Origin of the sequence: Sporosarcina sp. ANT_H38 (assembly GCF_008369195.1) — a bacterium.
In the GTDB taxonomy this organism is placed as follows: Bacteria; Bacillota; Bacilli; order Bacillales_A; family Planococcaceae; genus Sporosarcina.
The window spans coordinates 1,283,891-1,297,864 of the sequence record NZ_VOBC01000001.1; the positions used below are offsets into that span (position 1 = coordinate 1,283,891).

Here is a 13,974-nt window from a genome sequence, read left to right on the forward strand (position 1 = left end):
TATATAATCTAATTACACAAGATACATATGAAGGAGTGAATACTTTGGCGAAAGAGGTAAAATTACGATTGCGTGTTTTGCTTGCAGAAAAAGAATGGGAACAGAAAGACTTAGTTGAAAGAACTAATTTGACGAATCGAGCTGTGAGCGATCTATATAACGACAAAACAAAAAGCTATACAAAGGCTACGTTAAACGAGCTTGTACAAGCTTTTGATGTCACTGATATGAATGAACTGTTTAAAATCGTAGAAACTAAAGATGATGTTGAAGACAGATGACTAACTATAGTTGTCTGTTTTTCTTTTACCCATATATAGCCAATTATTTCTAAATAACGTACTATTGAACTATCAGATTATTTAGGAGTGGTTATAATGGCAGAAAAAACTGCATTAACACCGAAGCAAAGGAAGGGGTGTCTAATAGGGTGTTTAACACCAATCATTATTATTGGAATTATACTCATCATCGCGGCTATGGTTGATGCTGGTACTAAGAACGAAAAGAAAGATGCAGTTAAAAAAGTAAGCGATACGTCTCTATCTGCAAATGAACGGATTAGCGCTGCTGTAGTAGCGACTATTGGAGAAAAGTTGAATGATTTGCCGACAGTTGCATCTGTTGAGTTTAAAAATAATAACGCACAGATCACAATTAATTCAGATGCAAATGGTGGTTCAAAAACAACGCTCATAAATAATTCGAAGGAAATACTTAAGAACTTATCAAAGATAAGTGAAGTGAAATCAGTTTCGTTGACTTGGTTGGCTAATACCACAGATCAATACGGAAATAAAAGTATGGGTACTATTATGATGGTGGTTATACCAGATGAAAGTTTCAGCAAGATGAATTGGGATAACTATCAAAATATCAATTTAGAAAATGCTGCTATGGTAGCTCCCCATGCTGATTTAAAATAAAATTAAGCCCTCCACAACAAAAATTGTGGAAGAAGAATGAAGCGTGATAATTTTAGCGAGAATGAACTTACGGAAATTGCGGAAGTGTTGGAAGTGAAATACAAAGCGAGTTTCATAAGTGAGGATGGTACGAAGTTATAAAAACAGTTGACTAACCACAGTTCTCTTCTATAACTGGACAAACAAAAACAACGACCTTTCCCTAATCGGATTGGTCGTTATTTTTCAATCCATACTATCTACTCTAATGACATCCGCAACAGGAATTCTGTCCTCTCCGAACGGGCCTTCCACAGATATTAAGCCTAACCTGTGATCAAGTACAGATATTTTTCCAGTGTACATTATCGTCTTTCCTTTTTTCCATATGGTTATCTTTGCATCACATTGACGTTTGAAAGCTAATTCAATTTCCATTTGAATTGATTCTAACTCCCATTCATCAAACAGTGGACGCTCAATATAATCGTCCTCATCCTTCCACGATTTTAACTCCGTGATGTGCTCTGGCAGCATCATAGCAGTCCATTTGATGTTTCCGCGATCTCTTATCATGTTAATCCTCCCATTACTTGTGACCGCCGACTAATTTTGAGCGCCCAATTGCCGTACCATCTTCAGTGAGCGACACAGCCCGAAGTAAAGCAGTGGATCCGTATTTATCACGAATGCCATCCATTACCATGCCTAATTTTCGATTCCTTAACTTGTGTTCGTCGAAAAAACTTAGCTGCATGGATGTTTCATCTTCAAGATTAGTTATGGATATATTGATTTTTCGTACTGGGCGACCATCATGAAATTTGTCTAATAAAGCTTCACAAGTTCGGTAAATTTTCATTGTGTCATTTGTAGCTTCTTCTATTGATGTAGAGCGACTGAATCCGCCACCAAATGAATGCTTACTATAACCAATCCCGAGATGTATAGTCCTTCCCTCTTTCCTATCCTCACGTGCTCGACGAGTAACGTCCTCACACATCTCTAATATGACAACTAAGACGGATTCGCGAGTTACATAATCCCTGTATAAGGTTTGCCCTTTGCCGTAACTCATCGCCTGGCCTTCTAAAAGTGGAGCGCCTAACTCCGACAAATCAATTCCCCAGGCATGGTGATAATACTGATTCCCCATTACACCGAACTTCTTTTCAAGATTTTTCAAATCGGCATTCGCTAGATCCCCAACCGAATATATACCGATGTCGTTCAAAGACTTCTCTGTCCGACTGCCAATCCCCCACATTTCACTTAATGGTGATATAGGCCATAGTTTCGTCCGCACGTCTTCATAGGTCCATTTTGCAAAACCTGTTTTCTTCGCTTCCAAATCGAGTGCTAATTTTGCCATTAACATATTGGGACCCATACCAGCTGTGGACGGCAAATTTAATGTTTCTAGTATTTCCACTTGTATTTTCTTAACGGTTTGCCCTGGATCGCCCCATAGTTTTTCTGTGCCCGTAAGGTCGATAAATGCTTCATCCACTGAGTAGACATGTATAGCTTCTGCAGGAACGTAATTATGGAGTATGCGAGTGATAGCCATCGACATTTCTAAAAAGTACGCCATTTTCGGTTCGAATATTCGAATCTCAGGATGGTTCGGGATTTCAAATAATCGATTACCTGTCTTAATTCGAAACCTCTTTTTCATGGGTGGACTGGCAGCCAATACTACTGACCCTTTTTGATTAAAACTACCCACGACGGCAATAGGAACCGTCCGGACATCTAGGTTGTGCAACGAAGCCATACAGCTCGCATAGAAACTCATCATATCGATACAGGCGATTTGTCTGTCGGGAAATTTGCTGTAGTCCATCATACGACTATTCGCAGTGTTCGAGGTAAAGTATTAACGAAATCAATGTACCCGTCCTTTTTCATCTTTTTCAAATGAGTGTGTATCGCGGATGATGATTTAAGACCTACACCAGTTGCTACTTCTCTGAAGGAAGGCGAATACTCATTGATTTAAATATATAACTTTTAATGTAGTCAAAAATTTTCTGTTGTCGATCGCTCATTTACTAACAACCCCTTTGGTATGTTGATTTCCTGACTTCGCAAAATAGATATTCATCAATTCCTCAGTTCGATTACGCAGCCGCACATTCAAGTAGCGCCTTTTGTCCTCATAGCTATTATGGATAAGTAGATACTCAGTAAATGTACTGTCTTTACCCTGTTTGATTAACTTCATATTATGGCGTCTTGCATAGTTATTTGTTTCTTTCAAATCCGACTTAACGGCATTCAATGCTCTTTCCACAATATTGATATATGGTCCCTTCAATTTGAATGGGCTGATTTCAATCGTTTCCCTGTCTCTCTCGAGAATCTGAATGATCATCGGCAAGTAAATCATATTCTCGAAATACGGTAATGCTTCTCCTGGGATTAACGACATTAGATTACCCTGCTTTCTTTATGCACGATAGGAACGAGTGCTAAAACGTTATCAATTGTAAAAGTACGTTTGGATTTACGTAGAAAACAATAGGCACGGAACGATATCTCGCCAACCTGTAATACATTGATTCTTCGTTTGCTTATTGAACCATCTTTCGCGAGATACATCATATCTAGACCTTGATTGTATTCAGCTGACTTAACTAATTGATTACGCACACTCGTTCCCCCTTTTTTCAATATTATATCGAACGATTGTTCTTATTGCAACTGGATAACGGAAATTATTAAACATTACCAATTAACCCTTGAAACGGTACATGTTAGATATTTGGGCAAATAAAAAAGACCGTCAATAGACGATCTACAGTTCCTAACACATCTGTATTTGGAGGTTCATAGCCCATCTGACGTGCCATAGCCATAACCTGCCCCTTGTGATGGAATTCATGAGTGATCGTATGCATTAGCAATTTACTTGGTGTCATTGAAATCGGCTCTCCTCCTTCTCTCCACGGAATCTGCCTTTGGATTGGTTCATCCATTTGGTGTTTCAGCACTTTAAATACTTCATTTACATAAGAATCAACTTGTTCAAAGCGTACTTTTATTTCGTCCAATCCAAGTTCCAACAGGTCTTCCTTTGAAGTGAGTGGTTTCTTCGTTTTTAATAAAACAAATGAACCAAGCCAAGCATTATAACAGTCCGCTATATGGACCAGTGTGTCTCTAACACTTTGAAAACCAAATCCATTTTGACGAGTAAAATCATCTGGATCCAGTTCACTACAAAAATCAAGTAGTACTCCCCGAGTCTGTCTGACCCATTCATATTCATTTTGATACACTATATCCACCCCTTATAGATGTCACACTTAATGTGATCAACACCTTTATATTATTTATTTTGAATCAGATTCCTTCTTCAACTAACCTGCCCCGTAAGTTCAATAAGAAAAAACTACACTTACAGGCAGCCACTTGTTCAACTAAAGCACCCGTTAGTTGAATAAGTAATTCTTTAGTCAGAGGTAATGATTACATTTTCTGCAACTAGCTTCTGGTCTATAGATTTTGGGTTCTCAACTAAATCAAAAGATACTTTTTGTCCTTGTTTAAGGTATCGGAATTCATCTGGAAACCTTTCTATATCTGGTAAAATTGAAATGAAATGCACAAAGACATGATTTCCATCTTCCCCATCAAGCATTATACGGCCATAACCTTTCTCTTCTTTAAACCACTTTACAATTCCTTCTCGTTTCAAATTAATTCGCCCACCTTCTATACTTTTGTTCAACTAAAGCACTCGTTAGTTGCATAAGACAACCTTTCGTTCGAGATTTTGAGTAACATATTTAATATTTTCTTTTAATCACCAAAAGCAAATATTATTTCTACTTCGCAAACTAATTTCCCATCAACAGTAGCTATACCTTTGCCTTTCCCAATAGGACCTTTTAATCGAGTGATTTCAACTTCAAGACGGAGTTGGTCTCCGGGTTTTACTTGCTGTTTAAAACGACAATTATCTATACCTGCTAATAGCCCTAATCGTCCTTGGTTTCCTTCTTTAGTTAACATCACAACTGCACTTACTTGAGCTAATGCTCCACAATTAATACACCTGGCATAACTGGGTAATTGGGAAAGTGCCCGTTAAAAAAATCCTCATTTGCAGTCACATTTTTAATACCAATTGCTCTTTTTCCTTCTTCTAATTCCAAAATCTTATCCACTAAAAGAAATGGATAACGATGTCTAATTATTCCCTTAATTCTTTGAGTATCTAAAATCATTATTGCCCCCCATAAAAATTCCATTAAAATCCTATTCACTAATTTTATCATCTGGTTTTAATAGTTGATACTAAAAAAACCTTCTTCAACTAACCTGCCCCGTTAGTTAAAGAAGAACAATGCTCTGTTCTTTATTCGTCTAAATTCATACGAACACCTCTTTACCTCGACAAATAAAAAAGGCGACTACTCAAATTAAGAGTAGTCGCCTTTGGCTTTCAATAATTTGGCCAAAAAAAAGACCGTCTATAGACGATCTCCTGTTGTTCAACTAATTCCCTTAATTATTTGAGGTCTTAAATTTGAATATGTATCTGCTGATAAGCTTTATTATTAGAATAACAACGAACAACAAAGCCAAAGCGCTAAAGAGAATTCCTACCCCAGTCCAACCCCCTTTTTCAAAAACACTTGCAACACTTTTAAAATCAAAAATAAGTTTAATTCCTAATGCTATTACAAAAAAGTAATGGTATAAATTGCTGTTTCTTTTAAGAGTTTCAAGAATATTCATCCCCTTATTAAAAAATAGTTTTCCTGTCGCCGATTTCACAGCACAATTAAATAGAATCCTGCTCAGTATTCTATTATACTCCTCTATTAATACTAACTCCTCATATATTCGACAAACAAAAAAAGGCAACCGCTCAAATAAGAGTAGTCGCCTTTTCCTAGGCGTATTAGATGCCCTTCATGCCTTTATTATATCATAAGCCTTACTTATTTACCGCAACAGTATATTTAACCGCTAACCCCAATACATCCGCATCTGTGAGCGTGTTATTTCCTAGTTTGTCTGCCCATGATACATGAGCTCCTGCTTTATTAGCTGCAGCTACGATGATTTGACGATGTGCTTCGCTTGCTAAAGACGTTTCCGTTTCCAATTTCAAAGCTGGACTTGAAAATTTCAATTCCTCATCCTCCTTTTTTGTGTTATTAACTACCGTTGCCACCCTACTTCTATATAGCGTGAATGATCCGACATCGAATTTCGGGCGACTCCTACAATTTTATTGTTTAACGATAAATATTCATTGATTATTAATGAATATTTATTGACAAATAACTATTTGCAGATTATGATGTTGTTAGTTAGCTAGTTAAAAGGAGGTATTTTTATGAAACATAAACAATTATCAGTATGGTTAAAAATGATAATTGTTTTTTGCGGAATTTTTGGCTTGTTGTTCTGTATTTATATTGGTCCTAAAACCGGGAGTGCATTCTTAGAGGATTCAGAAAGTCTGAAGGCGTTATATAATCCATTAATTATAATCATATGGATTACTGGGATTCCATTTTTCACTGCTTTAGTTTTAGGGTGGCAGATATGTTCTGATATTGGCGCTGATCAAGCCTTCACCGTAAAAAATGCGGATAGATTGAAGAGAATAAGTGCTTTATCAATGATTGAGTGTATTTTGTATGTTATTGCATTCTTCTATCCTTTCGCAGTCGGAAGTGACCATACTATTGTTTTAGTTGTTGTTTTACTGGTTCTACTTTTCGCAGTCGTTATTTCAGTATTTACTTCCATGCTTTCTTACTTATTTAGAAAAGCTAGTGAGATAAAGCAGGATAACGATCTAACAATTTGAGGTGTTCAATTATGACTATCATAGTAAACCTTGATGTGATGCTCGCAAAAAGAAAAATGAGTGTTACAGAATTATCTAAGAAACTAGAAATTACAATGGCAAACGTCTCGATATTAAAAAATGGAAAAGCAAAAGCAGTTAAATTTTCGACTCTAGAAAAAATATGTGAAGTTTTAGACTGTCAACCAGGTGACATTCTAGAATATAAAAAAATCGAATCCTGATTATCTGAATAAAGGAGAATGTATAATGAAAAATAAATACTTTTTAGCTTCTATTCCAATGTTTTTAGGGGTTGCCTGTCTAATTATCTATAGCATTATCGGTACAAAATTTGCACCAGATGGCACGTTGATAGAACCTTTCTTCTTGATTCCAATAAGTTATCTATTATTTTTTAGTGGCATTATCTCATTATTGTTTGTAGCTATTATTTCTATGATCAAAAAAAGCAAAAACATTTGATTAATTAGTTAGGACTACTCAAAACCAAACAAAAAAGCGGCCACCCACAATATAATCTGTGGAGGACCGCTTTTTTACTTTAGTCTTATTTATTTCTTACGCTGATCAACAATAACTTTAAGCGCAAGCGCATCATCCAATGATAATTTGTCTGCCTTGAAGTCTGTCAGCCATTTGTCAGCGATTGTACCGTCTTTAATGGCGTTAGATAAAAACTGCTCATAAGCCGCTTTTAGTGTTGTCGAACTTGGTTTGAACATTCGTATTCCCTCCTCTTTTGGTGGTGTGGGGTTATTAAGTTCGGCCAACCGTTTAGTGACCCTATTTTTAACTGATTGAGTACGTCCTTCGTCAATGATCCTATGCGGACAGTGCTTTCCACTCCAATCACGATGCCATTTCACACGATCGATTCCCCAGCCATATTGATTGAGTATATGAGCCACATATTCAACAGTATTTTCTTCTGCAGATACATATTTAGGACCTCCTGATTTCGAATAACAGATTTCGATTCCGATGGATGCCCGATTACCTTTACCCAGACCATCCCCCGCATGAAAAGCGTTACGTGTAAAAGGGATTGCTTGTACAGCTTTTTGTCATCGATAGCTACATGGTAACTTACCGGATTTGTATTACGGGTCATATAAGCAATCTCATTAGCTGCTGTAGCATCATTGTAAGAATTGTGGATGGTGATATATTCCGGAATCATGGGATATGGTGCTTTGAGTGGATAGAGAGTTGCCGGAATAAAGCTGTTGATTATTGTGTATGCCATTATTTCTCACCTTCGTTAGACTTTTCAATTTGAATATCAATCAACTCATCCACTTTTGCACTAATGCGATTGTCGATTTTAGCGACATTTAATTGATGGTCCACCTTCGAACCAATCAGCTCCTCGCGTATTTCCTCTGAAAATGATTGATTGCTTGATTCGATGACCTTTAATTTCTGAGCCAACCAATCAGGCACTAATACACCTAGTTCTGCCATGTTTTCCGTGATAGATAAAGCTTCATTGGCTATATAAAAAATAACGGCCGCATATGTTATCGCCACGCCCATGCCAAGTATTTGGTCAACAATGTTAGCCATGATGATCACAACGAGAACTAACATCTTTCTCGCATATCCAAACAAACTTTTACGACTCCATAGATTTCCGTTTTTTGCAGCCTTGAAGATACCTGTAATAATATCGAGTAGCATAAGCAATAACAGTAAATGTAGAAACTTAACGCCCCCGAATAAATACATGTGTACGATATCTAGTTGTTCCAAATTAAACCCTCCCATTATTTTTCACTCCTTATTTTTTGGTAAACAAAAAGAACGCCCTGGTGTGGACGTTCAATCGTAGCAATTATTCAATACCCAACCTTTGCTTAACTGTTTGGATTGCATAATCCTTTAGTAAGCCAAAAGGTATGCTACCTAATTCTAACCCTTTTTCTTTAATTCCTTCTTTTGTTTTATTCCACATAGTATCATCTGATATCGCATCCAAATAATCATTTCCTGACCAAGTTAATTTCGGAACTCCGTATAGTACGATACGTTCAAATGTATTTGCTTCACGATAGGTAATCAGACCAGCATCCTTCATGATTTCTAAATGATAGAAATGTTCAAGGTCTTCTTCATTCCTAAAGAATGATTGCTTTCCTGTTCCTTTAGATAAATCAATTAATATCTGTCTCACTTTTTCCATGTCACGCTTCATTATTTTCCATCCCCTCTCATCTCACCATTCGACATAAAAGGAAGGAATCCTTCAATTCCTACTACTAAGCAGTTTGTTCCGAATGTGCAACAAGCAAAACCAGTTTTAAGCAGACTTCGTATTTTATTTCTTAGCCGCTTTAATAATATTTGGTCCAAATTTAACGGCACCACCAACTAAAGCCGTTAGTGCTACCACCATTAAACCGCCAATGAATTTTTTATTGCTTTCATCTTGTTCACGTGCATTCACAGCATGTTTGTCCATTCTATCGTAAATATTTTCTCTCTGTTCTTGAGTAAGGTCCTCTCTTTTCAATTCATCTTGATAGACCAATATGATCTGCTTTAAAACTTCAAATACATTTTGTGATGAACTAAAGGACAAATCTGTTACCTTCAAAAACATATCTTTAATATTTGGAGCAAGTTGCATAAGTTTCTTAATATCTTCTAACGAAAGGTCAATTTCTTCTTTTTCTAATAGTTCAGATGCTTTTTCCACTAAGGATTTTTCTTGTTTTTCTTTCTTGTTTTTTTCACTCATATAATACCCCCCACAATTAATAATAATGAAATCATCCCAATTCTATTGTCGGGTAATATGGAATATTAGTAAAGTTAATGTTTCATATTATGTTCAAACCCGGTAATTACACCAATTTCACCCACTATCCATCTCTCCAATTACATCACTCCTTATTTTCAGGCAAAGAATAAGAACGCCCGTGATTGGACGTTCTTAACTGCATTTATTCAATTGTAACCAAATCATATCGTATTAGTCATGAAGTACTTTATCGTCAAGAACCTACATCATTCTCCCCGCCGTCCTCTAACAATGGATCCTCCACTTCAATTTTATCCGCGTCATTCTCTTCTCCACAACCACTTAATAGTAATAATACCGCCAATGACCAGGCTAAATATTTTCCCTTCATTAATAGTACCTCCAATGATTTATATTACCTACAGTTATTATCATCTCTCAAGAATAGTAATTTATTCATTGTATTTATTGCCATAAATAGAATTACATCGCTCTGATTATAGGTAAAGAAAAAGAACGCTCCATTTAGAACGTTCTTGGTCATCAATATTTTTTCTACATCGGTGGTAAAACAAAATCATATGTTATTTTCATCGTTTATTTAACAAGGCAGCATCGCGCGGAATAATTCCCATATGAATCGGAAGGTAGATTACTCACATCCAAGCTGAAAGTACCCGCACCTGATTCAGATGAATGACTCCCACCGAAAGAAGGCAAAAGACCAGCAAACAAACTGCAGTAATCACCATAGTGATTAGTTTCCAAGTCGGTAACAGTTTTTGCAATGAATCCTGTTTCTGTGCCACCTTGTACGTCCGATAGATATCCTCCGATATCATCGGTGACGCCCTGCCCGTAGTTCTCATAACCTGCACCAGTATCATTAAATCCGTTATCACCTATCAAGATATTTCTGCTTTCGCCGCAAAATAAACCATCAATAAATTGGTAAAGGTTGCCCCAAAAATCTTCAATTCCAAACAATTTCATCTGAAGCTTTCCTGTCATTTCTCCGTATACCATACCCTTGGCGTCAGTACCACCAGTAACGACTTTTTTTGCATTTCCGTCTACATACCCACGACCAATAGCACTCTGCGAATCTCTACTTTTCGTAGCGATTAGATTCATAATTTGAACCATCAAAAGTGGGTAGTACGGAAATTGACTGTACCCTTCGCCATTCGCTTGCGCCTGCGCCCTAAACGCTCCAATTGTCTGAACAGCGGTCGCTATTTTACCACTTAATGAGCGTAATTTTCCGCCCTCGCTAAAACCCATATACGAACCAATATATACATATTCTTTTTCAACACCTGATTTTGTATGAGCCAAGCACTTGAAGCCGTCAACGGGAGCTGTTGCGATCTTAACGAATAAATCAGTCCCGACTCTTTCGAACTTCCACCACAGTTTAGAAAAGCGGCTAAATACATCACCATCTGCACCAGTGAGCACGGATGCGGAACCGTCTTTCTTTTTTATGAAATCATTCGGATTTAATTCATATTGCTCGACTCCATCTTTAACGACGACTGGCACATTTTCGGTAAATGGATATTTATCAGCCCAGCTACCCCAATTTGCAACGCCGTCGACGACTCGCAGTGGAGTGAATCCTATTGCGTCATCTGTGTATGTGACTGCGGTTTCGGGATCACTGTTTAGCGTATCTATTTTTACGCCGAAAATAAGGACGTCTTCGACGGGTTCGGATTTTACATTCACCAATTCCCTTTGTAAAGAAATTGGAATACACCGTCCAACACGCGCATGCCGTGTACCTCACCATTCTCAATCGTTGATACCTCATGAGTGCCACTTCCACCACCGCTACCTTTTCCGATATTAAAGTACCCCATTACATCACCTCATCCCATCTATTTGAACAAGCGTTTCTTTATCGGAAATCACATGTACATTTTTTATCAATCTATCGGAGAAATTAAATGTGCGTCCCATATTAGGTGGGATTAATAACGATTCGACTGTAGCTGTTTCGTCAAAATTCACGAATATATCAGCGGGACCTACGTTTAATATTGTCGTATTATATGAGTTGATTTTCACGATTTCTTCCAAATTAGCGGTTAGTGTTTCTCTAAAAATATTCATTGTCCCATCTCCTTTTTTGTATTAAAAAAACGCCAGTATAGGCGCTCCAAATAACTTGTTAAATTCGTAAGAATCCGCCCATTGGCATACGTTGGCATTGGGTGCGGGTTCTCGGCAACTTGAAGAATGGATATGATTGACCTTCTTTTATATCCCATATATTTTCAAAATCCCAACCAAGTGCTTTGTAGAAGGCCTGTGTCTTTGCTTCTTCTAAAGTTACAGGGAGGCCGTATTCATTGTCCCAAGGTCCTCTTTCCATGTCAGGCCAGTAATAGCAATTTGAAAACAATTCCTCTCCCCTGTGAACATTTCCAAAAAGTTTGCCCTTCCAAGGAATTCTGTCGGTATTTATAATCTCCGAGGTAACATAAACGCAATCTTCAGCGTAAGCATCCATAAGAGAGCCAATCAAACCTCCAACTGAGGACCCGCCTACAGCCATTATTTTGCCTGCTGATAGACAGTTTTTTATAAGGTAGCTTCTTTGGTCGTAGTAGTATCCTTGAACGTAGCCAACAACACCTCCGTACCATGCGGACCCAGATATAGTGCCTGTAAATTTACTATCTGTTATTGAAGAGGCGGATTCGTATCCGTCCAAATCATTAAACATATTTCCCAATATTCCTCCACTAATGGACGCAGCCACACTAGACTTAATTGCAGATTCGCATTGTAACAACTTACTTCCATATGAAGTACCTACCACTCCACCAAACATATGCACAGAAACGTCTGGCGAAGTGCTAGTTGCGTTACCCGATGAGAAGCAGTTTGAAATAATAGAAGATCTGGCTTCCCCAACAACGCAGCCAAATATAGTGACACTCTGACTATCTGTAAGTAGTGCCGTCACGTCCAATGTGCGAACACCTTCCACGCGCGCTTTGATTATGTGGCCAAATAGACCTATTTGCCCTGTTTCTGTTGTTGCATTAGAAAAACTTAGATTAAGTATTGACCGGCCATTACCAATATAAGACCCTTTAAAACCGGCGTCACTATAGTCACCATAGCCAATAGGCTCCCAAGTCCCCCAACCTTTCATGTTGATTCTTTTGGTTTGAGAATAATGAGCAGCTAGATCATAGCGAACTGCATCTAAGTCCTTTGCATCTTCTACAAGGTAAGGATCTTCTATAGTTCCTGACCCACCCCCAAACAATCCGTTAGCCACCTGCTATCACCTCAAATATCCTGCATACCGCCTGTACACTCACTTTTACGTCAGGTATGTCATCAGCTTCCCAGTTACCCATAACCTCTATGCCCGTGATTTTACCGCCTTTTACTACATCTCTTGCTACTACCGTGATATTTTGAGAGAGCCCCGCATCTCCGCGAATACCTGTGACGAGGGAAAGCACCTCATCGTAACCTTCCGCATATTTAAAATCAAAAGTCATTAATCCAGACAGTTCCACAGTGCCGAACTCTAACCAGAATCCGTCAAATGGAGTTGTGATAGATGCGTTCGCCTCCATGCGTCCACTACCAGTCATGAGCATAGGATCTCGCCTTACGGGTTCTAATTCAATATTTGCTACTTCATCCTTAAAATCTAGAATGTAGTCGGTAAAGTTCCGTACTACATGCCCGATTTGAACGCTCGCATTGACTTTCTGAAACGGATCATATTCATGTGCTAGCACGCGCAAATATGTGTTCACACCTAAATCCGTATCAATTACATTTACCGTGTCGCCAAGATTTACTTTCTTTAAAGCTTCAAAACCTGGCAGATGCGCCAGATCCAAGACATCAATATCTAAACTAGAGACCAGTGAACCTTGTTGATTTTCCGTAGTCACCGTAATATTTTTTAAGTTCTCGCCTATTTTAAAAACAGGACCATTCGAAACTCCTCTGCGGCTTAATATTGACACCGTGTTTTTATGCCAAAGCAAGTCGCCGCCGAGCCGATTGGCCAAATCAATAATACATGAACGGATAGGGTCACCGTCTCCAGGCTTAAACAACATTTCTCCGGCAAAATCAACGCTACCGATAGTGAATTGCGTTCCTGCCTGGTCTAATAAGTCTTGTAGAATCCTCCCTGGAGAGTCTTCGATCTCTTCGATATAGTTGTTAAAATCGTTCAAGTCGTAAGAGATATGTTCAGACTCAATTTTCACCGACAAACCAGAGTTCCGTTCTTTCGTCAATCTTGCTAACTGGAAATGATCGCCGTCAACTTCGAAAATATCATACTTATTTGGCGTTAATAAAAAACCACTATTTTTAGGAGTGGTTTCAAATGAAAAGCGATAGTCGGAATTATGTTGCTCGTATATTACCGGATCAATTACATTTTCAAACGTTTCCTTCACCTGGAGCGTTGCAGCATCAAGTAGTTTAATAGTCAT

General features: G+C 38.0%; 23 protein-coding genes and 2 pseudogenes. 5 read left to right on the forward strand and 20 right to left on the reverse strand.

Annotated features, from left to right (window positions below):
- The first annotated feature begins 44 nt into the window (after positions 1-44).
- The gene (locus FQ087_RS05945; protein ID WP_188006651.1) at positions 45-281 is read left to right on the forward strand and encodes a helix-turn-helix domain-containing protein; all 237 of its coding nucleotides are present in this window, start codon (positions 45-47) and stop codon (positions 279-281) included.
- Positions 282-377: 96 nt separating this feature from the next.
- Positions 378-926, forward strand: coding sequence for a hypothetical protein (locus tag FQ087_RS05950; RefSeq protein ID WP_149579581.1), 549 nt, complete (start codon positions 378-380; stop codon positions 924-926).
- A gap of 225 nt (positions 927-1,151) precedes the next feature.
- Here the strand turns inward: FQ087_RS05950 and FQ087_RS05955 are convergent, their stop codons facing one another.
- From FQ087_RS05955 to FQ087_RS05995, 9 genes and pseudogenes are all read right to left on the reverse strand, one after another.
- Positions 1,152-1,481, reverse strand: coding sequence for a YolD-like family protein (locus FQ087_RS05955; RefSeq protein WP_149579582.1), 330 nt, complete (start codon positions 1,479-1,481; stop codon positions 1,152-1,154).
- A 13-nt stretch (positions 1,482-1,494) separates the two neighbouring features.
- Positions 1,495-2,751, reverse strand: a complete 1,257-nt coding sequence (locus FQ087_RS05960) for a Y-family DNA polymerase (RefSeq protein ID WP_149579583.1) — start codon at positions 2,749-2,751, stop codon at positions 1,495-1,497.
- Positions 2,751-2,903 carry a LexA family protein gene (locus FQ087_RS05965; RefSeq protein WP_149580779.1) on the reverse strand — a complete coding sequence of 51 codons (153 nt, stop codon included), beginning with the start codon at positions 2,901-2,903 and terminating at the stop codon, positions 2,751-2,753. Before FQ087_RS05965 ends, FQ087_RS05960 begins: the two co-directional genes overlap by 1 nt.
- 49 nt (positions 2,904-2,952) lie before the next feature.
- On the reverse strand, positions 2,953-3,339 hold the full coding sequence (locus FQ087_RS05970) for a YhjD family protein (RefSeq protein WP_149579584.1): 387 nt from the start codon (positions 3,337-3,339) through the stop codon (positions 2,953-2,955).
- Positions 3,339-3,560 (reverse strand): transcriptional regulator, encoded by a 222-nt coding sequence (locus FQ087_RS05975; RefSeq protein ID WP_149579585.1) that lies wholly within the window; start codon positions 3,558-3,560, stop codon positions 3,339-3,341. Before FQ087_RS05975 ends, FQ087_RS05970 begins: the two co-directional genes overlap by 1 nt.
- A 104-nt stretch (positions 3,561-3,664) precedes the next feature.
- Positions 3,665-4,189 (reverse strand): DinB family protein, encoded by a 525-nt coding sequence (locus FQ087_RS05980; RefSeq protein WP_149579586.1) that lies wholly within the window; start codon positions 4,187-4,189, stop codon positions 3,665-3,667.
- A gap of 173 nt (positions 4,190-4,362) precedes the next feature.
- Positions 4,363-4,641: a cold-shock protein gene (locus FQ087_RS05985; protein WP_304624661.1), complete on the reverse strand. Its 279-nt coding sequence runs from the start codon at positions 4,639-4,641 to the stop codon at positions 4,363-4,365.
- A 71-nt stretch (positions 4,642-4,712) separates the two neighbouring features.
- A pseudogene (fabZ, locus tag FQ087_RS05990) lies at positions 4,713-5,137 on the reverse strand (3-hydroxyacyl-ACP dehydratase FabZ).
- A gap of 719 nt (positions 5,138-5,856) precedes the next feature.
- Positions 5,857-6,054, reverse strand: a complete 198-nt coding sequence (locus FQ087_RS05995; protein ID WP_149579587.1) for a hypothetical protein — start codon at positions 6,052-6,054, stop codon at positions 5,857-5,859.
- 207 nt (positions 6,055-6,261) lie between these two features.
- On the opposite strand from FQ087_RS05995, the gene FQ087_RS06000 reads away from it, so the two are divergent.
- Genes FQ087_RS06000 through FQ087_RS06010 form a run of 3 tightly spaced genes read left to right on the forward strand, consistent with a single transcriptional unit; the run spans position 6,262 to position 7,206 of the window.
- Positions 6,262-6,741, forward strand: a complete 480-nt coding sequence (locus FQ087_RS06000) for a DUF2975 domain-containing protein (protein ID WP_149579588.1) — start codon at positions 6,262-6,264, stop codon at positions 6,739-6,741.
- 11 nt (positions 6,742-6,752) lie between these two features.
- The gene (locus FQ087_RS06005) at positions 6,753-6,965 is read left to right on the forward strand and encodes a helix-turn-helix domain-containing protein (protein ID WP_149579589.1); all 213 of its coding nucleotides are present in this window, start codon (positions 6,753-6,755) and stop codon (positions 6,963-6,965) included.
- 25 nt (positions 6,966-6,990) lie between these two features.
- Complete coding sequence (locus FQ087_RS06010; RefSeq protein WP_149579590.1) at positions 6,991-7,206, forward strand: DUF3955 domain-containing protein; 216 nt, start codon at positions 6,991-6,993, stop codon at positions 7,204-7,206.
- 89 nt (positions 7,207-7,295) lie between these two features.
- Here the strand turns inward: FQ087_RS06010 and FQ087_RS22900 are convergent, their stop codons facing one another.
- From FQ087_RS22900 to FQ087_RS06050, 11 genes and pseudogenes are all read right to left on the reverse strand, one after another.
- On the reverse strand, positions 7,296-7,466 hold the full coding sequence (locus tag FQ087_RS22900; RefSeq protein ID WP_255452303.1) for a hypothetical protein: 171 nt from the start codon (positions 7,464-7,466) through the stop codon (positions 7,296-7,298).
- Positions 7,467-7,628: 162 nt separating this feature from the next.
- Positions 7,629-7,790: pseudogene (locus FQ087_RS23325) on the reverse strand (N-acetylmuramoyl-L-alanine amidase); the annotation flags it as partial.
- A gap of 199 nt (positions 7,791-7,989) precedes the next feature.
- Entirely contained in the window at positions 7,990-8,496 is a 507-nt protein-coding gene (locus tag FQ087_RS06020; protein ID WP_370456036.1) for a phage holin family protein, read from the reverse strand.
- A gap of 82 nt (positions 8,497-8,578) precedes the next feature.
- Entirely contained in the window at positions 8,579-8,938 is a 360-nt protein-coding gene (locus FQ087_RS06025; RefSeq protein WP_149579592.1) for a DUF2513 domain-containing protein, read from the reverse strand.
- Positions 8,939-9,061: 123 nt separating this feature from the next.
- The gene (locus FQ087_RS06030; RefSeq protein WP_149579593.1) at positions 9,062-9,484 is read right to left on the reverse strand and encodes a hypothetical protein; all 423 of its coding nucleotides are present in this window, start codon (positions 9,482-9,484) and stop codon (positions 9,062-9,064) included.
- Between the two features lie 256 nt (positions 9,485-9,740).
- Positions 9,741-9,878, reverse strand: coding sequence for a hypothetical protein (locus FQ087_RS22375; protein WP_188006652.1), 138 nt, complete (start codon positions 9,876-9,878; stop codon positions 9,741-9,743).
- Positions 9,879-10,084: 206 nt separating this feature from the next.
- A complete protein-coding gene (locus FQ087_RS06035) occupies positions 10,085-11,218 on the reverse strand; it encodes a phosphatidylinositol phosphate kinase family protein (protein ID WP_149579594.1) in 1,134 nt (377 codons plus the stop codon).
- The gene (locus FQ087_RS22380; RefSeq protein WP_188006653.1) at positions 11,215-11,352 is read right to left on the reverse strand and encodes a hypothetical protein; all 138 of its coding nucleotides are present in this window, start codon (positions 11,350-11,352) and stop codon (positions 11,215-11,217) included. The genes FQ087_RS06035 and FQ087_RS22380 overlap by 4 nt, the downstream gene beginning before the upstream one ends.
- 4 nt (positions 11,353-11,356) lie before the next feature.
- Complete coding sequence (locus tag FQ087_RS06040) at positions 11,357-11,605, reverse strand: hypothetical protein (protein ID WP_149579595.1); 249 nt, start codon at positions 11,603-11,605, stop codon at positions 11,357-11,359.
- 58 nt (positions 11,606-11,663) lie between these two features.
- Positions 11,664-12,773, reverse strand: coding sequence for a hypothetical protein (locus tag FQ087_RS06045; RefSeq protein ID WP_149579596.1), 1,110 nt, complete (start codon positions 12,771-12,773; stop codon positions 11,664-11,666).
- 4 nt (positions 12,774-12,777) lie between these two features.
- Complete coding sequence (locus FQ087_RS06050; RefSeq protein ID WP_149579597.1) at positions 12,778-13,974, reverse strand: phage tail protein; 1,197 nt, start codon at positions 13,972-13,974, stop codon at positions 12,778-12,780.